The organism is Microlunatus parietis (assembly GCF_013407955.1).
GTDB classification, from domain to species: Bacteria; Actinomycetota; Actinomycetes; order Propionibacteriales; family Propionibacteriaceae; genus Microlunatus; species Microlunatus parietis.
Genome location: NZ_JACCBU010000001.1, coordinates 368,174 through 391,687, shown reverse-complemented (window position 1 = coordinate 391,687; position 23,514 = coordinate 368,174). Strand labels below are relative to the sequence as shown.

The window sequence follows — 23,514 nt, the reverse complement described above, 5'->3', positions numbered from 1 at the left end:
GTATGAAACTATATCCAGATTGTTTTCATAGGGCAACTATCACTTCCGGATACGGGCTCGTGCGTGACGCAGGACACTGGTGTGCCACTGATACGCTGCTACGGATCTCGCCAACCTTTAAGACCTGTCCCGTGAGGCAGGAAAGGACGGTCATGCCCGAATCGCCTTCGCGCGCGCCCGCAGACCCACAGTCCGGAGCCGACACTCCGGCCCTCCTCGTGCTCGAGGACGGCACCACCTTCCGCGGCCGGGCCTTCGGTGCGGTGGGGGAGACCTTCGGCGAGGCGGTGTTCTCGACCGGGATGTCCGGCTACCAGGAGACACTGACCGACCCGAGCTACCACCGTCAGGTTGTGATCGCGACCGCGCCGCACATCGGCAACACCGGCTGGAACGACGAGGACGACGAATCCGGCAAGATCTGGGTCGCCGGGTACGTGGTCCGCGACCCGGCCCGGGTGCCCTCGAACTGGCGCTCCCGGCGCAGCCTCACCGACGAACTCCGGGCCCAGGGCGTCGTCGGCGTCAGCGGCATCGACACCCGCGCGCTGACCCGTCACCTGCGCGAGCGCGGAGCCATGCGGGTCGGCATCTCGAGCACCGGTACCACGCCGGACGAGCTGCTGGAACGGGTCAAGGCGTCGCCATCGATGCACGGCGCGCACCTGGCCGACGAGGTGACCGCGACCGAGCCGTACCTGGTCAAGGCCAAGGGCGAGGCCCGGTTCCGGGTCGCCGCCGTCGATCTTGGCATCAAGGCGATGACGCCGCAGCGGATGGCCGAACGCGGCATCGACGTGCACGTGGTCCCGTCCACGATCACGTACGACGAACTGCTGGCGCTCCAGCCCGACGGCGTCTTCTTCTCCAACGGTCCCGGCGACCCCTCCGCGGCGACCGGGCCGATCGCACTGCTGCGCCGGGCGCTGGCCGACAAGCTGCCGTACTTCGGCATCTGCTTCGGCCACCAGGTGTTCGGCCGGGCGCTGGGCTACGGCACCTACAAGCTCGGGTACGGGCACCGCGGGATCAACCAGCCGGTGATGGACCTGACCACCCGGCGGGTCGAGATCACCGCGCACAACCACGGGTTCGCCGTCGAGGCGGACCCGGACGAGGTCCGCGAGACTCCGTACGGCATGGCGTCGGTGAGCCACCTCTGCCTGAACGACCAGGTCGTCGAGGGCGTCCAGCTGACCGACGCGGACGGCAACCTGATCGCCTTCTCGGTGCAGTACCACCCGGAGGCGGCGGCCGGCCCGCACGACGCCGACTACCTGTTCGACCGGTTCATCGAAGTGATGGAACGCAAGGCTGGAGGTGATCACTGATGCCGCGGCGGAACGACATCTCGTCGATCCTGGTGATCGGCTCCGGCCCGATCGTGATCGGCCAGGCCTGCGAGTTCGACTACTCCGGCACCCAGGCCTGCCGGGTGCTCCAGGCCGAGGGCTTCCGGGTGATCTTGGTCAACTCGAACCCGGCGACGATCATGACCGACCCGGAGTTCGCCGACGCGACCTACGTCGAGCCGATCACGCCCGAGTACGTGGAGCAGGTGATCGCCAAGGAGCGGCCGGACGCACTGCTGGCCACGCTGGGCGGCCAGACCGCGCTGAACACGGCGATCGCCCTGCACGAGCGCGGGGTGCTCAAGCAGTACGGCGTCGAGCTGATCGGCGCCTCGGTCGAGGCGATCCAGCGCGGCGAGAACCGGGAGACGTTCAAGACGATCGTCGAGGGCCTGACCGGGATCGCCGGCGGGCCGGGCGAGGTGGCCCGCAGCATCATCTGCCACTCGATGGACGACGTGCTGGCGGCCGCGGATGATCTTGGTTACCCGCTGGTGGTGCGGCCCAGCTTCACCATGGGCGGCGTCGGCTCCGGCTTCGCCCACGACGAGCATGATCTTCGCCGGATCGCCGGCGCCGGCCTGTCCGCCAGCCCGACCACCGAGGTGCTGATCGAGGAATCGATCCTGGGTTGGAAGGAGTACGAGCTGGAGGTGATGCGGGACTCCAGCGACAACGTGGTGATCGTCTGCTCGATCGAGAACCTCGACCCGATGGGCGTGCACACCGGCGATTCGATCACCGTCGCGCCGGCGATGACGCTGACCGACCGCGAGTACCAGCGGATGCGCGACGTCGCGATCGGGATCATCCGCGACGTCGGCGTCGACACCGGCGGCTGCAACATCCAGTTCGCGATCAACCCGGAGGACGGCCGGATGATCGTGATCGAGATGAACCCGCGGGTGTCGAGGTCCAGTGCGCTGGCGTCCAAGGCGACCGGGTTCCCGATCGCCAAGATCGCCGCCAAGCTGGCCATCGGCTACACGCTGGACGAGATCCCCAACGACATCACCCAGGAGACGCCTGCCTCGTTCGAGCCGACCCTGGACTACGTCGTGGTCAAGATCCCGCGGTTCGCGTTCGAGAAGTTCCCGTCCGCCGACTCCACCCTGACCACGCACATGAAGAGCGTCGGCGAGGCGATGGCGATCGGCCGGAACTTCACCGAGGCGCTCGGCAAGGCGCTGCGCAGCCTGGAAGACACCCGGGCGCCGTTCGACTTCGCCAACCCGGTGACCGAGCCGGTCGATGACCTGCTGGAGCGCGCCGCCCGGCCGCACGACGGCCGGCTCGGCCTGGTGATCAAGGCCCTTCGGGCCGGCGCGACGCTGGAACAGGTGCACGAGTCGACCAAGATCGATCCCTGGTTCATCGACCAGTTGATCTTGCTCACCGAGCTCGCCGAGACGATCAAGAACGCGCCCGAGCTGACGCCGGAGTTGATCCTGCTGGCCAAGCGACACGGCTTCTCCGACGCCCAGCTGGCGGCGCTGCGCCGGCTCAGCGAGGACGTGGTCCGCGGGGTCCGCTGGGCGCTCGGGGTCCGGCCGGTCTACAAGACCGTCGACACCTGTGCCGCCGAGTTCGCCGCCCGGACGCCGTACCACTACAGCTCGTACGACTTCGAGAACGAGGTCGCACCGCGGACCAAGCCGGCGGTGTTGATCTTGGGCAGCGGGCCGAACCGGATCGGGCAGGGGATCGAGTTCGACTACTCCTGCGTGCACGCGTCGATGGCGCTGTCCGAGGCCGGCTACGAGACGATCATGGTCAACTGCAACCCGGAGACCGTGTCGACCGACTACGACACCTCGGACCGGCTCTACTTCGAGCCGCTCACCTGCGAGGACGTCCTCGAGGTCGTCCACGCCGAGGCGCTGGCCGGCCCGATCGCCGGCGTGATCGTCCAGCTCGGCGGCCAGACCCCGCTCCGGCTGGCCCAGGCGCTCAAGGACGCCGGGGTGCCGATCGTCGGGACCAGCCCGGAGGCGATCCACCTGGCCGAGGAACGCGGCGCGTTCGGCGAGGTGCTCGCAGCGGCCGACCTGCCGGCGCCGAAGCACGGCCTGGCCCGTTCCTTCACCGAGGCGAAACGGGTCGCCGACGAGATCGGCTACCCGGTGCTGGTGCGTCCCTCGTACGTGCTCGGCGGCCGGGGCATGGAGATCGTCTACGACGAGGCCTCGCTCGGCTCCTACATCGCCCGGGCGACCGAGGTGTCGCCGGCCCACCCGGTGCTGGTCGACCGGTTCCTCGACGACGCGGTGGAGATCGACGTCGACGCCCTCTACGACGGCACTGATCTCTATCTGGGCGGCGTGATGGAGCACATCGAGGAGGCCGGCGTGCACTCCGGCGACTCGGCCTGCGCGCTGCCGCCGATCACCCTCGGCGCGGCCGTGATGGAACGGATCCGGACCTCGACCGAGGCGATCGCCCGCGGCGTCGGGGTGCGTGGCCTGATCAACATCCAGTACGCCCTCGCCGGCGACACGCTCTACGTCCTGGAGGCGAACCCGCGGGCGTCCCGGACGGTCCCGTTCGTGTCCAAGGCGACCGGCACCCAGCTGGCCAAGGCGGCGGCCCGGATCATGCTCGGCGCCACCGTCGCCGACCTGCGCGGTGAGGGCCTGCTCCGGCGCGAGGGTGACGGCAGCGTGGACCGGCCGGGCGGGGCGATCGCGGTCAAGGAAGCGGTGATGCCGTTCAACCGCTTCCGTACCGTCGAAGGGATCTCAGTCGACACCATCCTCGGCCCGGAGATGAAGTCCACCGGCGAGGTGATGGGCCTCGACCACGACTTCGGCACCGCGTTCGCGAAGAGCCAGGTGGCCGCGTTCGGGCCGCTGCCGACCAAGGGCACCGTGTTCGTCTCGGTGGCCAACCGGGACAAACGGCACGTGATCTTCCCGGTGAAGCGGCTGGCCGACCTGGGCTTTCACATTCTGGCCACGACCGGCACCGCGTCCATGCTGAGCCGGCACGGCGTCGCCGTCACCTCGGTCCGCAAGCACACCCAGGGCCCCGGTCCGAACGGCGAGAAGACGATCGTCCAGGCGATCCTGGACGGCGAGGTCGACCTGATCTTCAACACGCCGCACGGGCTGAGCGAGGACGGCCGGCCGCGCTACGACGGGTACGAGATCCGCACCGCGGCCGTGCTCCGCAACATCCCGTGCGTGACCACGGTGCAGGGCCTGGCCGCGGCGGTGCAGGGGATCGAGTCGGTCCGCACCGGCATCCTCTCGGTGCGCTCGCTGCAGTCCTGGTCGGCCGAGCTGGATCGGTGAGCATGCTCTACCGGCGGCTGGTGCGGCCGGTGCTGTTCTCGATGGCGGGCGGCGACGCCGAGGCTGTGCACGAGCGCACCCTGGCCATGATCGAACGCGTCGGCGCCTCACCGGTGCTGCGCCGCCTGGTCCGGCTGGCGCTGGACCGCCGCGGCGAGCCGGTCCGGGTCGCCGGGATCGACTTCCCGGGCCGGGTCGGGCTCGCCGCCGGGATGGACAAGGACGGCCGGGCCGTGCTGGCCTGGTCGGCCCTCGGCTTCTCGCACGCCGAACTCGGCACGGTCACCGCCGGCGCCCAGCCGGGCAACGACCGGCCCCGGCTGTTCCGGCTGCCGGCGAGCGAAGCGATCATCAACCGGATGGGCTTCAACAACGCCGGTGCCGAGGTGCTCGCCCGGCGGCTGGTGACGGCGGGCGTCTGGCGGGGCAACGGCGTGGCCGGGATGCCGATCGGGATCTCGCTCGGCAAGACCAAGATCACGCCGCTGGAGCGGGCGACCGAGGACTACCTGATCTCCTACCGGCTGCTGGCGCCGCACGCCGACTACGTCGCGATCAACGTGTCCAGCCCGAACACACCGGGCCTGCGCACGCTGCAGGAGGCCGGCGCACTGCGGGACCTGCTCAGCGCGATCCGGTCCGCCGGTCATTTCCGCCCGGTGCCCGTGTTCGTCAAGGTCGCGCCCGACCTCACCGAGGACGCGCTGGAGGAACTGCTCGGCGTCTGCACCGAATGCGGCGTCAGCGGCCTGATCGCGACCAACACGACGCTGGCCCGGGACGGGATCCGCTACGCCGACCTCGGGCTGGCCGCCGAGACGGGCGGGCTGTCCGGCGCTCCGCTGACCCGCCGGGCGCGCGCGGTCGTCGCGTTCCTGACCGAACGCACGACGCTGCCCGTGATCGGCGTCGGCGGCATCATGACCGCGGACGACGCGCGGGCGATGTTCGACGCCGGGGCCGCGCTGGTGCAGCTCTACACCGGCTTCATCTATGCCGGCCCGGGGCTGATCCGGGCGATCGACAAGCGGCGCAGCGGGACCCTGGTGGGGCGCGGCCGGCGCACCATCGCGACCGGCTCTCGGAGAGAGGAATCGTCATGACGGCACCGTACGGGGAGCGACTGACAGCCGCGGTCGGCGAACGGGGCGCGCTGTGCGTCGGCGTCGATCCGCACCCCGGCCTGCTGGACCGCTGGGACCTGCCGCGCGACGCCGCCGGCCTGGAGCGGTTCGCCCGCGGCGTGGTCGAGGCGCTCGGCGAGACGGTGGCGGTGTTCAAGCCGCAGTCGGCCTTCTTCGAGGCGTACGGCTCCGCCGGGATCGCCGTCCTGGAACTGGTGCTGGCCGACATCGCCCAGGCCGGCGCGATCTCGCTGCTGGACGTGAAGCGCGGCGACATCGGCTCCACCATGGACGCCTACGCCGCCGCCTACCTGGCCGACGGCTCGCCCCTGGCGGCGGACGCCATCACCGTCAGCCCGTACCTCGGCGTGGAGACGTTCGCGGCGACCGCCGACCTGGCCGACCAGCACGGCCGCGGCCTCTACGTGCTGGCGTTGACCAGCAACCCGGAGGCCCCGGCCCAGCAGCGGGCCCGGACCGCCGCCGGGTTCAGCGTCGCCGAGACGGTGCTCGACTGGGCCGCCGCGCGCAACGCCGGCGCCACCCCGCTCGGCTCGGTCGGCCTCGTCGTCGGCGCCACCATCGAGCCGCCGGGCCTCGACTTCACCCGGCTGAACGGATCGATCCTGGCGCCCGGCGTCGGTGCCCAGGGCGGCGAGCCGGAACACCTGCCGGCGATCTTCGGCGCCGCGACTCCATTGGTGCTGCCCTCGGCCAGCCGCGAGGTCCTCTCCGCCGGCCCCGACCCGGACGCCCTGCGCCGCGTCGCCACGTCCCTCGCCAACCGCTCCACCGCAGCCCTGACCCCCTAACAACCCCGCCGACCGGTCACAAAAGCAGGCGTTTTTGCGGCGTGTCGCTGCAGAAGTGACCAGTCGATCACCGGGTCGGGACCGCAGGGGCGACCTTCTCCTCCGGTTGTCGATCATGAGGTCCGGGCCAGTCGCGGTCGAGTTCGATGGGTGACTTCTGGCCGCACGGCCGGCCGGCGATGGGGGTGCCTGCCCGCCGGTTGGTGAGCCTGTCGCGGAGTGGAGCCCCGAGGGCGGTGGCGGTTCCGGGATCGTGACCGGACCGATCCGGCGGGCGATCCGCAGGGCAGGGGCAGACCGCAAGTCCTGGCGCCGTCCGTGATCCAGCCGCAAGAGCCGCGCCGCGGTCTCATCGGCTGCCGGCCCGGACCGCAGTGATCATCGGTGTGAACCCCGCCGCCCGAGATTCCGGACCCGATCGGGCCGGGCTGGTCAACCCGGGATTGCGCTACCCGGCTGGCCGACACTGCCTGCACAAGCGAGCGGATGCATTGACCTCGATGTCGCGGCGGTTTGCCGGTCAACGCGTCCGTTCGGCGACATGATCAACGGGCGCTCGGGGTCGGCGCCGGCCGAGCGCGAACGACGGTCGGGGAGCGGCGGTTTCCGGCCGCCGCGAGAGGTTCGTCGCGGCCCCGTTCCGGCCCGGTCAGGAGCGATGACACAAGGGTGTTACAGGTCTGGTGGGTCGGGTGAACTCGGCGGGCGGCTTGCTATAGGTTTCCCCCTGACCCACCGCAGTGCCCGCCGCACCGATCTTGATCACGCCGCAGCGATGTTGATCATGCCGGGACGGGCCCGTTGCGACGGCGCTGCCGTACCGACGAACGAACCTGGAGACGAGGGGGATTGTGACCATTCCGCCGCTGAGTGACGCCCAGCGCGAGCAGGCCAGGCACGCCGCCACCGAAGCACGGCGCCGCCGGGCCGAGGTGAAACGCGCCCTGCGGGCCGGCGAGCAGACCCTGGCCGAGGTGTTGAGCCTGGCCGAGAGCGATGACGTGATCGCACAGATCAAGGTGGTCGACATCGTGAAATGTGTGCCGCGGGTGGGCGACGTCCGCGCCGCGCAAGTCATGGATCGACTGGAGATCGCGCCGAACCGCCGGTTACGCGGGCTCGGCCGACATCAGGCGACCGGACTGCTGGCCGAGTTCGAGGCTCGGACCAGCCGCTCCAGCCGCAACGGATCGTGACCGGGTCAGCTGCGGGACCCGGGAACGACGGCCGGCGGCCGCGTCTCACCGTGCTGTCCGGACCGACCGCGGTCGGCAAGGGCACCGTGGTGGGCCGGCTGCGCGAGACCCGGCCGGAGGTCTTCGTGTCGGTGTCGGCGACCACCCGGCCGGCTCGGCCGGGTGAGGTCGACGGGGTCCACTATCTCTTCGTCGATGACGCCGAGTTCGACCGGCTGATCGCCGACGGCGCCTTGCTGGAGTGGGCCGTCGTGCACAACTCCTATCGGTACGGCACGCCGCGGGAGCCGGTCCGGGCCGCGCTCGCGGCGGGCCGGCCGGCCATCCTGGAGATCGACCTTCAGGGCGCCCGCCAGGTGAAGCAGGCCTGCGGCCGAACGGCCGGGGGGATCGAGCCCGCCGACGTCCAGTACGTGTTCCTGATGCCGCCGTCCTGGGACGAGATGGTGCGCCGGCTGGTCGGCCGGGGCACCGAGTCCGCTGCGGAACGGGAGCGGCGGCTGACCACGGCCCGGGCCGAGATGCTGGCCGTGGACGAGTTCGACCACGTCGTCGTCAACACCGAAATCGACCAGGCCGTGGCCGAGTTGGTAGTGTTGTTGGGTCTGTCCGCGCAGGCGGACCGATAACTCCCGTCCGAAGACCAATCGAGGGACCACCTTGTCCAACACCGCCACGCCCGAAGGCATCACCAACCCGCCGATCGACGAGCTGCTCGAGCACACCGACTCGAAGTACAAGCTGGTGCTCTACGCCGCCAAGCGGGCCCGCCAGATCAACGCCTACTACTCGCAGCTGGGCGAGGGTCTGCTGGACAACGTCGGACCGCTGGTGGAGACCTCGGTCCAGGAGAAGCCGCTGTCCATCGCGCTGCGCGAGGTCAACGCCGGCGTACTGACCTGCACCGACATCGACGGCGAGGGCGACGCGCCGGTCGAGGTGACCGACGAGCCGTTCGGCGACGGCCCCGCCTCCGCCTGATCCGACGACACCCAGAGGTGCCGAGATGAGCCGGATCCTTTTGGGTGTGGCCGGCGGCATCGCCGCCTACAAGGCGTGCGAACTGTTGCGCCGGCTCAAGGCCGACGGGCACGAGGTGACGGTCGTGCCCACCGAGTCGGCGCTGCGGTTCGTCGGTGAGGCCACCTGGGCCGCCCTGTCCGGGCGGCCGGTCAGCACCGAGGTCTGGCAGGACGCGCACCGGGTGCCGCACGTGGCGCTCGGTCAGCAGGCCGACCTGGTCCTGATCGCTCCGGCCACCGCCGACCTGCTGGCGCGGGCCGCGACCGGCCGGGCCGATGATCTGCTCACCAACATCATGCTCACCGCCCGCTGCCCGGTCGTCTTCGCGCCGGCGATGCACACGGAGATGTGGCTGCACCCGGCGACCCAGCACAACGTGGCGACGCTGCGCGAGCGCGGCTCGGTGGTCGTCGACCCGGACAGCGGCCGGCTCACCGGCGCCGACTCCGGGCCCGGCCGACTGCCCGATCCCGAAGAACTGGCCTCGATCGCGTTCGGCATCCTGGCCGATCCCGACCTCGCCGTACGGGCAGCGCGGCGCGATCTGGCCGGCCTGCGGGTCGCGGTCAGCGCCGGCGGCACCCGGGAACACCTGGACCCGGTCCGCTTCCTCGGCAACGCCTCGTCCGGCCGGATGGGCTGGTCGCTGGCCCGGGCCGCGGTGCTCCGCGGCGCTGAGGTCCGGCTGGTCGCGGCCAACGTGGACCTGCCGCCGCCGCCCGGCATCGACCTGGACCGGATCGGCTCGACCGGCGACCTGGCCCAGGCGATGACCCGGGCCGCCAAGGACGCCGACATCGTGATCATGGCCGCCGCGCCGGCCGACTTCCGGCCCGCCGAGGCGAGCCAGACCAAGATCAAGAAGTCCGGCGACGACGGCCTCCGACTCGAGTTGCGGCAGACCACCGACGTGCTGGCCGGGCTGGTCCGGGACCGGACCGACCCGGACCAGGTGATCATCGGGTTCGCCGCCGAGACGCCGACCGAGACCGCCACGCTGGCCGAGCTCGGCGCCGCGAAGCTGGCCCGCAAGGGCTGCGACGCGCTGGTGATCAACGACGTCAGCGGCGGGAAGGTGTTCGGGAGTTCGACGAGCGAGATCTCGGTGTTCACCTCGGACCAGTACGGTGGCGGCCGGCACGGCCCCTGGGCCGGGACCAAGGACACGTTGGCGCACCGAGTTCTGGACATCGCCGTGGAGCTTCGTACACGACGATAGGGTGCGGGGCGAACCCACCGATACGAGACACACGCTAGGGAGATGACATGGCTGGACGGCTCTTCACATCGGAGTCGGTGACCGAAGGGCATCCGGACAAGATCGCCGACCAGATCAGCGACTCGGTGCTGGACGCGATGCTCGCCGAGGACCCGCACAGCCGGGTCGCGGTGGAGACCCTGGTGACCACCGGGCTGGTCGTGGTGGCCGGCGAGGTCACCACGGAGGCCTACGTCGAGATCCCCAAGATCGTCCGCGACCGGGTGCTCAGCATCGGCTACGACTCCTCGGCCAAGGGCTTCGACGGCGCCTCCTGCGGCGTTCAGATCGCGATCGGTCAGCAGTCCCCGGACATCGCGCAGGGCGTCGACACGGCGTTCGAGAAGCGGACCGGCAGCTCCGTCGACGAGCTCGACCTGCAGGGCGCCGGCGACCAGGGCCTGATGTTCGGGTACGCCTGCGACGAGACCCCGAGCCTGATGCCGCTGCCGATCGACCTGGCCCACCGGCTGGCCGAGCGGCTGTCCGCCGTCCGCAAGGAGGGCACGATGCCGTACCTGCGGCCGGACGGGAAGACCCAGGTCACCATCGAGTACGACGGCGACCGCCCGACCCGGCTGGAGACCGTCGTCGTGTCCAGCCAGCACGCCGCCGACATCGACCTGGACCGGCTGCTCACCCCGGACGTCCGCAAGCACGTCGTCGAGGCCGTCCTGGACGACTACGCGATCGACTCGAGCGACTTCCGGCTGCTGGTCAACCCGACCGGCCGGTTCGAGATCGGCGGCCCGATGGGCGACGCCGGCCTGACCGGCCGCAAGATCATCGTCGACACCTACGGCGGCATGGCCCGGCACGGTGGCGGCGCGTTCTCCGGCAAGGACCCGTCGAAGGTGGACCGGTCCGCCGCGTACGCGATGCGCTGGGTGGCCAAGAACGTCGTGGCCGCCGGCCTCGCGAAGCGGTGCGAGGTGCAGGTCGCGTACGCGATCGGCAAGGCGCAGCCGGTCGGCTTCTATGTGGAGACCTTCGGCACCGAGGCGGTCCCGACGGAGCAGATCCAGCAGGCCGTGCTGGCCACGTTCGACCTGCGCCCGGCCGCGATCATCCGCGATCTGGAGTTGAAGAACCCGGTCTACGCCCAGGTCGCCGCGTACGGCCACTTCGGTCGCGACCTGCCCGGCGTCACCTGGGAGCGCACCGACCGCGCCGAGGCGCTGGCCAAGGCCGTCAAGGGCTGAGCCCGCCTCAGTTCCCTGAACCGGTCGAAGGGCCGAGCCAGATCCGGCCTGCCCTTCGACAAGCTCAGGGAGCGTTCTGGCCTTCTGTCAGCGGTCGCCCCCTATCATCCGGGTGTGTCCGACGCCCAGCAACCGGCCCTCGATGTGGCCGCCCCCGCCCCGGCGAAGCCGGCCCGCGGCGGCGCGACGGGTGAACGGCCGGCCCAGGCGGCGGAGCGGCCGGTCGCGCGGGTCGCGGTCGACGTCTCGCTGAGCCATCTCGATCGGCCGTTCGACTACCGGGTGCTGCCGGCCCAGCACGAGGACGCGGTGCCGGGGGCGCGGGTCCGGGTCCGGTTCGCGGGGAAGCTGCGGGACGGCTTCATCCTGGAGCGGCTGGACGCGTCCGAGCACGACGGCACCCTGGCGCCGCTGCACAAGATCATCTCCGCCGAGCCGGTGCTGACGCCGGCGGTGGCCCGGCTGATCCGCCGGGTGGCCGACCACTATGCCGGCTGCTTCGCCGATGTGCTGCGGCTCGCCGTACCGCCGAGGCATGCGGCGACCGAGGCCGAACCGCGCCGCTCAGCGGCCACCGAGCCTGTCGAGGGGCAGACCGGGGCACCCCAGCCCGATCCGATCTGGGCCACGTTCCCGGACGGGCCCGGGCTGCTGGCCGCGCTCCGCGACGGCCGGAACCCGCGCGCGGTGTGGCGGCCGACGCCGAGCACCGATCCGAGCGGGGACTGGGCGACCGGGTTCGCCGAGGCGGCCGCGGCCACGGTGGCCGGCGGTCGCGGCGCCATCCTGATCGTGCCGGACCGGCGCGACCTGGATCGGCTGGCCGCCGCTTGCGCCGAGCGGCTCGGCGAGCGGTCGTTCGTCCAGTTGACCGCGGAACTCGGCCCGTCGGCGCGCTACCGCTCCTTCCTGGCCGCGCTGCGCGGCGACGTCCCGGTGGTGATCGGCACTCGCGCCGCCGCCTTCGCTCCGGTACGGGACCTCGGCCTGGTCGGGGTCTGGGACGACGGCGACGACCTGCTGTCCGAGCAGCGCGCGCCGTACCCGCACACCCGAGATGTGCTCGCCCTGCGGGCCGTGACGGAGCCGTGTGCCGTCCTGGTCGCCTCGTACGGGCGCAGCGTCGAGGTGCAGTCCTGGCTGGAGTCCGGCTGGGCGCACGAGGTGGCGTTGGAGCGTACGTCGCTGCGCCGGCTGGCGCCGCGGGTCAAGGTCACCGCGGACAGCGACTCCCGGCTGGAACGCGACCCGCTGGCCCGGGCTCTGCGGCTGCCGCGGGAGGCGTTCGAGGTGATCCGGACCGGGCTCACCCAGGGACCGGTGCTGGTCCAGGTGCCGCGGGCCGGCTATCTGCTGGCCCTGATCTGCCAGACCTGCCGGGAACCGGTCCGGTGCCAGTTCTGCGGTGGGCCGACCCGGCAGGGGCCGGGCGATCAGCCGGCGTCCTGCACCTGGTGCGGCCGTCTGCAGGCCGACTGGGCCTGCCCGATCTGCGGCGGTCGGCGGCTCCGGGCCCCGGTCGTCGGCGCTGAACGTACCGCCGAGGAATTGGGCCGGGCGTTCAGCCAGACCCCGGTCCGGCGGTCCGCCGGCGGGTCCGTGCTGAGCGAGGTCGGGCCGGACTCGGCGATCGTCGTCACCACTCCGGGCGCGGAGCCGTACGCCAGCGACGGGTACGCGGCGGCCCTGCTGCTGGACACCTCGATCCTGCTGCTGCGGCCGGACCTGCGCGCGGCGGAGGAGGCGCTGCGCCGCTGGTTCAACGCGACCGCGCTGGTCCGGCCCGGCGGTGACGGCGGCACCGTGCTCGCCGTGGGGGAGAGCTCCGGCCGGGCGCTGCAGGCGCTGGTCCGGCTGGACGCGGCCGGGTTCGCCGCCCGCGAGCTGGCCGAACGCGGCGAGGCGCACTTCCCGCCCGCGGTGAAGTTGATCACCGCCGAGGGACGGCGGGAGGCGCTGGACGAGTTCGTCGCGCTGGCCCAGCTGCCGGACGGCACCGAGCTGCTCGGCCCGGTCGAGCTGCCTGAGCAGTCCCGGCTGGCCGACGCCGACGAACCGGTCTGGCGGCTCACCCTGCGCGGCCCGCGCGCGTTCGGCGACCGGCTGGCCCGAGCCGCGAAGGAGGTCGCCGCGATCAGGAGTGCCCGCAAGAGCGAGGGTGGGCTCCGGCTTCGGGTCGACCCTCAGATCATCGACTGACCCCTCGGCCCGAGGCGGGGAGCAGGTCCGCGAAGTCTGCCGGCGTCGAGGCCATCAGCCCGGCCGCGCCGCGGCCCAGGGCGACCTCGCCCTGCTGCCGGGAGGCGACGATGTGGCCGATCACCGGCCGGCCGAGGGCGGTGATCGCCCGCCAGGCCGGTTCCGGCGCGTCCCACTCCAACCCGAGCAGATCGAACCGCTTGGCGTCCCGGATGTGCTGGTCCAGGGTCGCCGAGTAGTGGATGCCCCAGGACGGGTAGCCGCGCTCGGCGGCCCGCCGCCGGGACTCCTCGGCGGGGGCGAACACCTTCCAGACGACTCGCTCGGCCAGGCCTGGGATGCTGTCGAGGAAGTCGAGCAGTCTTTGCTCGCGGCCCACCGCCTCCTGGTCGGTCTCTCCGCGCCCGCCCGAGGTCTCCTTGTGATCGAGGAACAGGAGCTGGTTCGGCGGACAGGCCTCGATCAGGTCGGTCAGCAACAGCAGCGGCGTCGGGTCCTGGCCCGGATCGGAGGTGTGGTCGGCCCGGCTGCGCAGGCGCCGCAGCTCGGCCCACGGCGTGGTCGGGATGTCGAGGTCGACCCCGGTGGCGCGCACCGTCGACCGATCGTGGGAGCACACCCATTCGCCGGTGGCGGCGGTGTAGACGCTGACCTCGAGGGCCCGGACGCCGAGGTCGACGGACCCGCGGACGCCCCGTACCGAGAACTCGGGCCAACGGCCGCCGCCGCACCGGTGGGCGACGACGAACGGCTGCCGCGCGATGAACTCGCTGATGTCAGTCATGGCAAGCGGGCAGCTTATACACTCTCCGCTTGTGCGTCTCGTCTTCGCCGGAACCCCGGAAGTGGCCCTCCCCGCCCTGAACGCCCTGGTCGAATCCGATCACGAGGTGGTGGCGGTGATCACCCGGCCGGATGCGCCGAGCGGTCGGGGCCGGACGCTGCACCCGAGCCCGGTCGCCGCCCGCGCCGCTGAGCTCGGGCTGGAGACGCTGAAGCCGGAGCGGGCGAAGGACCCGGCGCTGGTGCAGCGGCTGACAGAGCTGGCGCCGGACTGCTGCCCGGTCGTCGCGTACGGGGCGCTGCTGCCGCAACGGCTGCTCGACATCCCGCCGCACGGCTGGGTCAACCTGCACTTCTCGCTGCTGCCGGCGTGGCGCGGCGCCGCCCCGGTGCAGCATGCGGTGCTGGCCGGCGACCAGGAGACCGGGGCGTGCACGTTCCGGATCGTCAAGGAGCTCGACGCCGGGCCGGTGTTCGACGCGATCACCGAACCGATCGGGCCGACCGACACCGCCGGCGACCTGCTCGGGCGGCTGGCCGAGCGCGGCGCCGGGCTGCTCGTCGCCACCATGGATGCGCTCGCCGCCGGCACCGCCGTCGCGACGCCGCAGCCGGAGACCGGCGAGAGCTACGCCGCCAAGCTCACCGTCGAGGACGGGCAGCTGGACTGGCAGCGGACCGCCGTCGAACTGGACCGGCAGGTGCGCGGCTGCCAGCCCGCGCCGGGGGCCTGGACCACGTTCCGCGGGGACCGGTTCAAGATCAACTCCGCGACCCCGGTGGACGAGGACAGGCTGGCCCCGGGCGAGTTGCGGGTGACCAAGAAGGCGGTCGTCGTCGGCACCGGCGCCGGTGCGCTCGACCTCGGCCAGGTGCAGGCGCAGGGCAAGAAGCCGATGCGGGCCGCCGACTGGGCCCGCGGTGTCACGTTCGCCGCCGACGACAAGCTCGGCTGATCATGGCCGGCGGCCGGCCCAGCAAGCCGCCGCGCGATCCGGCGCGCCGGGCCGCGTTCGACGCGCTGCTGGCCGTGGAGACCGAGGGCGCGTACGCGAACTTGATCATGAACCGGCTGTTCGCCGAACGTGCGCTGGACCAGCGCGACGCGGCGTTCGCCACCGAGCTGGTCGCGGGCACCAGCCGGCTCGCCGGCACCTACGACCTGATCCTCGCGTCCGCGTCCGGTCGTGATCTTGACCGGCTGGACCGGCCGGTGCTGGTGCTGCTCCGGCTGGGAGCCCACCAGCTCCTGTCCATGCGGGTGCCCAGGCACGCCGCCGTCGGTACCACGGTCGAACTGGCCCGGGAGGTGGCCGGGCCCAAGATCACCGGACTGGTCAACGCCGTGCTGCGCAAGGTCGCCGTGGATACCTATGCCGGCTGGACCAACTGGCTCGGCCGGGACCTGTCGCCGCGGGAGGCGCTGGCGGTCCGCACCGCCCACCCGCCGTGGATCGTCGACGCGTATGCCGAGGTTCTGGACGAGGACGAGCTGGAGCCGGCCCTGTTGGCGAACAACGATCCGGCGGCCGTGACCCTCGCCGTACGGCCGGGGCTGGCGGACCTGTCGGAGCTGCTCGACGCCGGCGCCGGACCGGGCCGTTGGTCGCCTTTTGCCGCGACCTGGCACGGCTCGCCATCCGACCTCGCTGCCGTACGACAGGGGAGGGCGGGCGTCCAGGACGAAGGCTCGCAACTCGTCGCGGCGGCCCTGGGCCAGTGGAGCCCAACGCGCACTGAGCTTGTCGAAACGCGCCCTGAGCCTGTCGAAGGGCCAGGCCCGATCCTGCCTCGCCCTTCGACAGGCTCAGAGGACGTGTCGGGTCCCTGGCTCGACCTGTGCGCCGGGCCGGGCGGGAAGTCGGCCCTGCTGGCCGGGCTGGCCAAGGCCGTGGGCGCCCGGCTGCTCGCGGTCGAACTGAGCCGGCACCGGGCCGACCTGGTCCGCTCGGCGGTCCGGGCCTTCGACTCGGTCGACGTGATCGTCGCCGACGGCACCACGCCACCTTGGCCCAACGGGCGGTTCGAGCGGGTGCTCGCCGACGTCCCGTGCACCGGCCTCGGCTCCCTGCGCCGCCGGCCCGAATCGCGCTGGCGGCGGGACCCGGCGGCGCTGGACCAGCTGGTGCCGCTGCAGCGCGCCCTGCTCGGCTCGGCCCTGGATGCGGCCCGGCCGGGCGGCCTGGTCGGCTACGTGACCTGCTCGCCGCACCGGCGCGAGACCGTCGAGGTGGTCGAGGCCGTACTTGCGCAACGGCGCGGGGTGACGGTCGTCGACGCGGCGACGGTCCTGTCCGGCGCCGGGCTGCCGGTGCTGCCGGACTCCGCCGTCGGTCCGTACCTCCAACTCTGGCCGCACCGGCACCAGACGGATGCGATGTTCGCGGCCTATCTGCGGGTCGGCTGACCGAAATCCAGCGCACTCGGCGAGAAATCGGCCCGAACCGGGCCTGGGCCGGAAAGTCCGCTGGATTTCGGTCAGTAGAGTGCGGGCCGTGGGAATCAAGATCATGCCGAGCCTGCTGTCGGCCGACTTCGCTAACCTGCAGTCCGAGATCGCGGCGGTGGGCAGCGCGGACGGCATCCATGTCGACGTGATGGACTACCGGTTCGTACCGAATCTCACGCTCGGGCTGCCGGTGGTCGAGTCGCTGCGCAAGGCGACCGACAAGCTGCTCGACATCCATCTGATGATCGAGGAACCGGACCGCTGGGCACCGTCCTACGCCGAGGCCGGAGCGGAGTCGGTCACGTTCCACGTCGAGGCATCCTCGGCCCCGGTCCGCTTGGCCCGCGAACTGCGCGCCCGTGGCGCCCGGGCCGGGATGGCACTGCGGCCGGCCACCCCGATCGAGCCGTACGCCGACCTGCTCGGCGAACTGGACCTGATCTTGATCATGACCGTCGAGCCCGGCTTCGGCGGCCAGAAGTTCCTCGACGTGATGCTGCCGAAGCTGCGCCGGACCCGCGAACTCCTGGACGCCACCGGCGCCGACATCTGGCTCGAGGTCGACGGCGGCATCTCGGCGGACACGATCGCCCGCTGCGCCGAGGCCGGCGCCGACACCTTCGTCGCGGGCTCCGCCGTCTTCGGCGCCGACGACCCGGACGCGATGGTCAACACGCTGCGCAGCGAGGCTTCCGCTCACGCCGCGCACTCCCGGTGATCATCACCCTGCCGGTTTTCACGTAACGTGAAAAACTGGCAGCCCCCTGTGACGCCTGTGACTCGCACGACTGCGTACGGGCCGGGCCTACGACTCGCGGCGGCGGAGGTAGCGCTCGAACTCGGCGGCGATCGCCTCGCCGGAGGCTTCGGGCAGTTCGGTTTCGTCGCGCTGCTGCTCCAGCGTCTGGACGTATTCGGCGATCTCGTCGTCGGACTCGGCGAGTTGGTCGACGCCTCGTTCCCAGGCCCGGGACAGCTCGGGCAGGTCGCCATGATCAAGTGGTACGTCGAGCGTCGACTCCAGCTTCGACAGCAGCGCCAGCGTCGCCTTGGGGCAGGGCGTCCGGGACACGTAGTGCGGCACCGCCGCCCACAGCGTGACCACCTCGGTGCCGGCCCGGGTCAGCGCGTCGCCGAGCACGCCGACGATGCCGGTCGGACCCTCGTACGTCGACATCTCCAGGCCTAGCCGCTCCGCCGTCGCCGGGTCGTTCGCGGTCTGCCCCACCGGGATGGGCCGGGTGTGCGGCGTGTCGGCGAGCAGCGCGCCGAGCAGGAAGACGCGGCGCACGCCGGCCGATTCCAGGGCCGACGTGATCAGCGTGCAGAACTGACGCCAGCGCATGTTCGGCTCGTAGCCGTCGATCAGCACCACGTCCCGCCCGTCGGACAGCCGGCCCGCCTTGACCTGGGTGACCGGCCAGGTCAGCCGGCGGACACCGTCGTCGTCGAGGTGCACCTCCGGCCGGTTCACCTGGAAGTCGTAGAAGTCCTCGCCGTCGATCTCGTACCCGAGCTTGGCGTCGGTGATCTCGGCGAGCCGCTGCACGGTGTCCGAGGCGGCGTTGCCCGCGTCGTTCCAGCCCTGGAACGCGATCACCGCGAAGGGCTCGTTCAGCCCGCGCAGGTCGACGGTCGCGGCGGCTGATTCGGGGGAGGGATCCGGCACAGGGACAACCCTACGTCTCTCGACTGGTGACCGGGTCCCCCGACTGTTCATCGGTCGTCGCTATCCTCGGTCGGTGAGTTCGTACAGCGCAGCCAACCCGGACCTTCGAACCGCGCTCGCCGAGCGGGTCGTGATCGCCGACGGCGCGATGGGCACGATGTTGCAGGCGTACGACCTGTCGCTCGACGATTTCGACCAGCTCGAGGGCTGCAACGAGATCCTCAACGTGACCCGGCCGGACGTCGTCGAGGCGATCCACGCGGCCTACTTCGAGGTCGGCGTGGACGCGGTCGAGACGAACACGTTCGGCACCAACCTCTCCGCCCTCGGCGAGTACGACATCCCGGAGCGGATCGAGGAGCTGGCCGAGGCCGGCGCCCGGATCGCCCGCCGCGCCGCCGACCGGTACGCCACCCCCGACCGCCCCCGGTACGTCCTCGGCAGCGTCGGCCCCGGCACCAAGCTGCCGACCCTCGGCCACGTCACGTACGCGAAGCTGCGGGACGCCTACCAGCGGCAGGTCGAGGCGATGCTGGCCGGCGGGATCGACGGCGTGCTGATCGAGACGTCGCAGGACCTGCTGCAGACCAAGGCCGCGACCGTCGCGGCGAAGCGGGCCCGGGAGGTGGCCGGGCGGGACGTTCCGATCATCGTCAACGTCACCGTCGAGACCACCGGGACGATGCTGCTCGGGACCGAGATCGGTGCCGCCCTGACCTCGCTGGAGCCGCTCGGGATCGACCTGATCGGGCTCAACTGCGCGACCGGCCCGGCCGAGATGAGCGAGCACCTGCGGCACCTGTCCCGGCACGCCCGGATCGGCGTGGCCTGCATGCCCAACGCCGGCCTGCCGGAGCTGACCGCCGACGGTGCCCGCTACCCGCTGACGCCGGTCGAGCTGGCCGACGCGCTGGAACAGTTCGCCGGCGAGTTCGGTTTGGGGCTGATCGGCGGCTGTTGCGGCACGACGCCGGAGCACCTGCGGCACGTCGTGGATCGGCTCCATTCCAGGCCGGTCCAGGAGCGGACCCCGCAGCCGGTCGCCGCGTCCGCGTCGTTGTACGCCGAGGTGCCGTTCCGGCAGGACACCAGTTATCTGTCGATCGGCGAGCGGACCAACGCCAACGGCTCGAAGGCGTTCCGCGAGGCCCTGCTCGAGGAGCGCTGGGACGACTGCGTCGAGATCGCCCGGTCCCAGATCCGCGACGGCGCGCACCTGCTGGACCTCAACGTCGACTACGTCGGCCGGGACGGCGCCGCCGACATGCGCGAGCTCGCGTTCCGGGTGGCCACCGCCTCGACCCTGCCGATCGTGATCGACTCCACCGAGCCGGCGGTGCTGCAGGCCGGGCTGGAGTGCCTGGCCGGCCGCGCGGTGATCAACTCGGTGAACTACGAGGACGGCGACGGGCCGGACTCCCGGTTCACCAAGATCATGGAACTCGTGGTCGAGCACGGCGCCGCGGTGATGGCGCTGACCATCGACGAGGAGGGCCAGGCTCGGACCCGGGAGTGGAAGGTACGGGTCGCGAAGCGGCTGATCGAGGACCTGACCGGCAACTGGGGCCTGAAGACCTCCGACATCGTGATCGACTGCCTGACCTTCCCGATCGCCACCGGCCAGGAGGAGACCCGGCGGGACGGGATCGAGACGATTGAGGCGATCCGGGAGGTGAAGCGGCTCTACCCGGAGGTGCAGACCACGCTCGGCCTGTCCAACATCTCGTTCGGGCTCAGCCCGGCCGCCCGGGTGGTGCTCAACTCCGTCTTCCTGCACGAGTGCGTCGAGGCCGGTCTGGACTCGGCGATCGTGCATGCGGCCAAGATCATGCCGATGGCCCGGATCCCTGACGAACAACGGGAAGTCGCTCTTGATCTTGTGTACGACCGGCGCCGGGAGGACTACGATCCGCTGCAGCGCTACCTGGAGATCTTCTCCGGCGTGAAGATGGCCGACACCCGGGCCGAGCGGGCGGCCGAGCTGGCCAAGCTGCCGGTCACCGAGCGGCTGAAGCGGCGGATCATCGACGGCGAGGGCAAGGGCCTGGCCGATGATCTTGATCTTGCCCTGGCCGAGAAGCCCGGCCTGGCGATCATCAACGACGACCTGCTGGCCGGCATGAAGGTGGTCGGCGAACTGTTCGGCTCCGGCGAGATGCAGCTGCCGTTCGTCCTGCAGTCGGCCGAGGTGATGAAGACCGCCGTGGCCTACCTGGAGCCGCACCTGGACAAGACCGACGACGCCGGCAAGGGCACCATCGTGCTGGCCACGGTCAAGGGCGACGTGCACGACATCGGCAAGAACCTGGTCGACATCATCCTCACCAACAACGGCTACACCGTGGTCAACCTCGGCATCAAGCAACCGATCACCACGATCATCGAGGCTGCCGAGCAGCACAAGGCGGACGCGATCGGCATGTCCGGGCTGCTGGTGAAGTCGACTGTGATCATGAAGGAGAACCTCGAGGAGCTGAACAACCGCGGCATGGCGAAGGACTTCCCGGTGCTGCTGGGCGGTGCGGCGCTGACCCGGTCCTACGTCGAGGAGGACCTGCGGCAGGTGTTCGACGGCGAGGTCCGCTACGCCCGGGACGCGTTCGAGGGGCTGCGGCTGATGGACGCCGTGATGGCGGTGAAGCGGGGCGAGGAGGGCGCCGCACTGCCGGCCCCGAGGGAGCGACGGGTCAAGGCCAAGGCCGCGTCCGCGGTCGCGGTGGAGGAGCGGGTCGAGCTGCCCGCCCGCTCCGATGTGGCCCGCGACGTGGACGTACCCACGCCGCCGTTCTGGGGCGAGCGGATCGTCAAGGGGATCGCGCTGGCCGAGGTGGCCGGCTACCTGGACGAGCGGGCGACGTTCATGGGCCAGTGGGGCCTGAAGGGCTCCCGCGACGGCGAGTCGTACGAGGAGCTGGTGGAGCGCGAGGGCCGGCCGCGGCTGCGGATGTGGCTGGACCGCATCCAGACCGACTCGATCGCCGAGTTCGCGGTGACGTACGGCTACTGGCCCTGCTACAGCGACGGCGACGAGCTGATCGTGCTCCGCCCCGGCGGCGAGGTCACCGACCCGGGCGCCGAGCTGCACCGCTTCACGTTCCCGCGGCAACGGCGCGGCCGGTACCTCTGCCTGGCCGACTTCTTCCGCGACCGCGACCTGGCTGTGGCCAAGGGGCCGGACGTGATCGCGTTCCACCTGGTCACGATGGGTTCGGCGGTGTCCCGCGCGACCGCGGAACTGTTCGAGAAGAACGCCTACCGGGACTACCTCGAGCTGCACGGCCTGAGCGTCCAGCTGACCGAGGCGCTGGCCGAACTGTGGCACGCCCGGATCCGGTCCGACCTCGGCCTGGCCGGCGACGACGGCGCGATGGACGACATGATCCGAGACCAGGCCTACCGCGGCTCCCGCTACTCCTTCGGCTACCCGGCCTGCCCGGACCTGGAGGACCGCGCCAAGCTGGTCGACCTGCTCGAGCCGGAACGGATCGGCGTCGAGCTGTCCGAGGAGTTGCAGTTGCACCCCGAGCAGTCCACCGACGCCCTCGTCGTCCACCACCCCGAAGCCAAGTACTTCAACGCCCGCTAAACCCGCCGACCAGTCACAAAAGCAGGCGTTTTGTCGGCGTGTCGCTGCGGAAGTGACCGGTGGGTGGGGTTGGTGACGGTTGAGTGAGCCCGGGCTGATCGAGTCTGGCGGGGCTGGTCGAGCCGGGTTGGGTGGGCCGCGGGCTGGTCGATTCGACCGAGTTGGTAGCGCGGGCTGCCCGAGTCGAGCGGGCTGCCAGAGTCGAGTGGGCTGCCCAAGTCGAGTGGGCTGATTGAGTCGCGCTGGGGGTGGTCGAGTCGGGCTGGGTGGGTCGAGCGCTGGTCAAGTCGGGCTGGGTGGTGCCGGCCGAGGGGCTGGTCGATTCGACTGAGTTGGTCGAGCGGGTTGCCTGAGTCGAGCGGGCTGCCTGAGTCATGAACGGGCTGACTGAGTCGGGGGGTCGAGTCGGGCCGGGCTGGTCGAGCGGGCTGCCTGAGTCGAGCGGCTGCCGGAGGCGAGCGGTCCGCCTGAGCCGACCGGGCTGACTGAGTCGGGCTGGGTGGGGCGAGCGGGCTGCCGAGTCGAGCGGGCTGATTGAGTCGATCTGGGGGTCGAGCCGGGCCGGGCTGGTCGAGCCGGCTGCCTGAGTTGAGCGGGCGGCCTGAGTGATGAACCGGGCTGATTGAGTCGGGCTGGGTTGGTCGAGCGGGCTGGGTGGGCCGAGCGGATTGGTCGAGTGGGCTGGGTGGGGCGAGCGGGCTGGTCGAGTTGGGCTGGGTGGCGAGTGGGCCGGCCGTCGAAGCTGACTGGGTCGGGTGGCTGACCCGGTGGACTCAGCGGAGCAATGACAGAGCCGACCCGGGCTGACCGGTCACGATGGCACTGAGCGGACCCTTTGGCCCGATTTCGGCCAGGTTCTGCCGGTCAAGGCGTCCGCTCGGTGACCCCGGCGACCCATGCTGCCCCTGCGCCGCGGACGCCGGGCCAGCCCGCGGAAGCTGGAGGCCGCCGCCGGGACGTTGGTCGGCTCGGTTGGCGGGTCGTGGTCGGCGCCCCGCCGGTTCGTCCCATTCGGCATGACCTCAAGTAGGGCCAGTCGTGCCGATCGGGCCGGTTGTCGAGTCCGTGGCGCTCGAGTGGTCCCGCTCGTTCGCTCTGTTGCCGCTTGGTCCTCACTCTGCCCGCGCGTGCGTCCGGGACCGTTCGTCTCTGCGTCGGCTCGGCGTGGGCGCTCGCATGGCATGTTCCCATCCAGCTCGGCTCGGCTGGCTCGCGTTGCTCCGCTCGCACTGGCCGCCCCTACGGCCCGCGAGTGCGTCCGGGCTCCGCTCGGCTCTGCGCACCAGCTTGGCTTGGAGCCAGTTGACCTGGTCGGCTCGGTTGATCCGCTTGGCTGTGGGCGCCGAGCGTCCGCTCGACCGGGTCGTCTGGCTCGGCGCGGTCGGCTCCGGTCGGCCCGCTCAGTTCTGTCGCCGTACTGCCGCCCGGTCCGGTCACCGGCCTCCTCGTTGCCTGCTCTCCCTGTCGGCCACGGGTCCGGTCGCCGCTCCGGCTTGTGCCGGTCGCCTCGATCTGTTCACCCCGATGACGCCGTCGTCCAGCCCTTGTCCCTCAAGATTCCCCGCGAC

16 protein-coding genes are annotated in these 23,514 nt (G+C 71.4%); 14 read left to right on the top strand and 2 right to left on the bottom strand.

What is annotated here, in order from left to right:
* Positions 1-152: 152 nt before the first annotated feature.
* The 10 genes from carA (at position 153) to BKA15_RS01880 (ending at position 13,459) form a co-directional block, all read left to right on the top strand.
* Entirely contained in the window at positions 153-1,331 is a 1,179-nt protein-coding gene (gene carA, locus BKA15_RS01920; RefSeq protein ID WP_179747845.1) for a glutamine-hydrolyzing carbamoyl-phosphate synthase small subunit, read from the top strand.
* Positions 1,331-4,645 carry a carbamoyl-phosphate synthase large subunit gene (gene carB, locus BKA15_RS01915; RefSeq protein WP_179747844.1) on the top strand — a complete coding sequence of 1,105 codons (3,315 nt, stop codon included), beginning with the start codon at positions 1,331-1,333 and terminating at the stop codon, positions 4,643-4,645. The genes carA and carB overlap by 1 nt, the downstream gene beginning before the upstream one ends.
* A gap of 2 nt (positions 4,646-4,647) precedes the next feature.
* Positions 4,648-5,748 (top strand): quinone-dependent dihydroorotate dehydrogenase, encoded by a 1,101-nt coding sequence (locus BKA15_RS01910; protein ID WP_179758171.1) that lies wholly within the window; start codon positions 4,648-4,650, stop codon positions 5,746-5,748.
* Positions 5,745-6,581, top strand: a complete 837-nt coding sequence (pyrF, locus tag BKA15_RS01905) for an orotidine-5'-phosphate decarboxylase (protein ID WP_179747843.1) — start codon at positions 5,745-5,747, stop codon at positions 6,579-6,581. The genes BKA15_RS01910 and pyrF overlap by 4 nt, the downstream gene beginning before the upstream one ends.
* 851 nt (positions 6,582-7,432) lie before the next feature.
* Positions 7,433-7,777, top strand: coding sequence for an integration host factor, actinobacterial type (gene mihF, locus BKA15_RS34725; RefSeq protein ID WP_312878793.1), 345 nt, complete (start codon positions 7,433-7,435; stop codon positions 7,775-7,777).
* On the top strand, positions 7,774-8,406 hold the full coding sequence (gene gmk, locus BKA15_RS01900; protein WP_312878792.1) for a guanylate kinase: 633 nt from the start codon (positions 7,774-7,776) through the stop codon (positions 8,404-8,406). The genes mihF and gmk overlap by 4 nt, the downstream gene beginning before the upstream one ends.
* A gap of 31 nt (positions 8,407-8,437) precedes the next feature.
* Positions 8,438-8,758: a DNA-directed RNA polymerase subunit omega gene (gene rpoZ, locus BKA15_RS01895; RefSeq protein ID WP_179747841.1), complete on the top strand. Its 321-nt coding sequence runs from the start codon at positions 8,438-8,440 to the stop codon at positions 8,756-8,758.
* A gap of 25 nt (positions 8,759-8,783) precedes the next feature.
* Complete coding sequence (gene coaBC, locus BKA15_RS01890) at positions 8,784-10,019, top strand: bifunctional phosphopantothenoylcysteine decarboxylase/phosphopantothenate--cysteine ligase CoaBC (RefSeq protein WP_179747840.1); 1,236 nt, start codon at positions 8,784-8,786, stop codon at positions 10,017-10,019.
* 47 nt (positions 10,020-10,066) lie between these two features.
* Positions 10,067-11,260 carry a methionine adenosyltransferase gene (gene metK / locus BKA15_RS01885; protein ID WP_179747839.1) on the top strand — a complete coding sequence of 398 codons (1,194 nt, stop codon included), beginning with the start codon at positions 10,067-10,069 and terminating at the stop codon, positions 11,258-11,260.
* A 114-nt stretch (positions 11,261-11,374) separates the two neighbouring features.
* A complete protein-coding gene (locus BKA15_RS01880) occupies positions 11,375-13,459 on the top strand; it encodes a primosomal protein N' (protein WP_312878791.1) in 2,085 nt (694 codons plus the stop codon).
* Here BKA15_RS01880 and BKA15_RS01875 read toward each other — a convergent pair.
* Positions 13,449-14,243 (bottom strand): glycerophosphodiester phosphodiesterase, encoded by a 795-nt coding sequence (locus tag BKA15_RS01875; protein WP_179747838.1) that lies wholly within the window; start codon positions 14,241-14,243, stop codon positions 13,449-13,451. The two genes, BKA15_RS01880 and BKA15_RS01875, sit on opposite strands and share 11 nt — an antisense overlap.
* Before the next feature lie 31 nt (positions 14,244-14,274).
* Between BKA15_RS01875 and fmt the strand changes: the two genes are divergently transcribed.
* The 3 genes from fmt (at position 14,275) to rpe (ending at position 17,409) form a co-directional block, all read left to right on the top strand.
* Complete coding sequence (gene fmt, locus BKA15_RS01870) at positions 14,275-15,198, top strand: methionyl-tRNA formyltransferase (RefSeq protein ID WP_179747837.1); 924 nt, start codon at positions 14,275-14,277, stop codon at positions 15,196-15,198.
* Between the two features lie 2 nt (positions 15,199-15,200).
* On the top strand, positions 15,201-16,649 hold the full coding sequence (locus BKA15_RS01865; protein ID WP_179747836.1) for an RsmB/NOP family class I SAM-dependent RNA methyltransferase: 1,449 nt from the start codon (positions 15,201-15,203) through the stop codon (positions 16,647-16,649).
* 88 nt (positions 16,650-16,737) lie between these two features.
* Positions 16,738-17,409, top strand: coding sequence for a ribulose-phosphate 3-epimerase (gene rpe / locus BKA15_RS01860; protein WP_179747835.1), 672 nt, complete (start codon positions 16,738-16,740; stop codon positions 17,407-17,409).
* An 87-nt stretch (positions 17,410-17,496) separates the two neighbouring features.
* Here the strand turns inward: rpe and BKA15_RS01855 are convergent, their stop codons facing one another.
* A complete protein-coding gene (locus tag BKA15_RS01855) occupies positions 17,497-18,360 on the bottom strand; it encodes a PAC2 family protein (RefSeq protein WP_312878790.1) in 864 nt (287 codons plus the stop codon).
* Positions 18,361-18,433: 73 nt separating this feature from the next.
* On the opposite strand from BKA15_RS01855, the gene metH reads away from it, so the two are divergent.
* A complete protein-coding gene (gene metH, locus BKA15_RS01850) occupies positions 18,434-21,946 on the top strand; it encodes a methionine synthase (RefSeq protein WP_312878789.1) in 3,513 nt (1,170 codons plus the stop codon).
* The last annotated feature ends 1,568 nt before the right edge of the window (positions 21,947-23,514 follow it).

What these genes read in the sequence shown, in the direction of transcription:
- BKA15_RS01865 (WP_179747836.1), top strand. Translation starts at nt 15,201, where the DNA reads ATGGCCGGCGGCCGGCCCAGCAAGCCGCCGCGCGATCCGGCGCGCCGG.
- carA (WP_179747845.1), top strand. Translation starts at nt 153, where the DNA reads ATGCCCGAATCGCCTTCGCGCGCGCCCGCAGACCCACAGTCCGGAGCC.
- BKA15_RS01910 (WP_179758171.1), top strand. Translation starts at nt 4,648, where the DNA reads ATGCTCTACCGGCGGCTGGTGCGGCCGGTGCTGTTCTCGATGGCGGGC.
- carB (WP_179747844.1), top strand. Translation starts at nt 1,331, where the DNA reads ATGCCGCGGCGGAACGACATCTCGTCGATCCTGGTGATCGGCTCCGGC.
- BKA15_RS01875 (WP_179747838.1), bottom strand. Translation starts at nt 14,243, where the DNA reads ATGACTGACATCAGCGAGTTCATCGCGCGGCAGCCGTTCGTCGTCGCC.
- coaBC (WP_179747840.1), top strand. Translation starts at nt 8,784, where the DNA reads ATGAGCCGGATCCTTTTGGGTGTGGCCGGCGGCATCGCCGCCTACAAG.
- metK (WP_179747839.1), top strand. Translation starts at nt 10,067, where the DNA reads ATGGCTGGACGGCTCTTCACATCGGAGTCGGTGACCGAAGGGCATCCG.
- pyrF (WP_179747843.1), top strand. Translation starts at nt 5,745, where the DNA reads ATGACGGCACCGTACGGGGAGCGACTGACAGCCGCGGTCGGCGAACGG.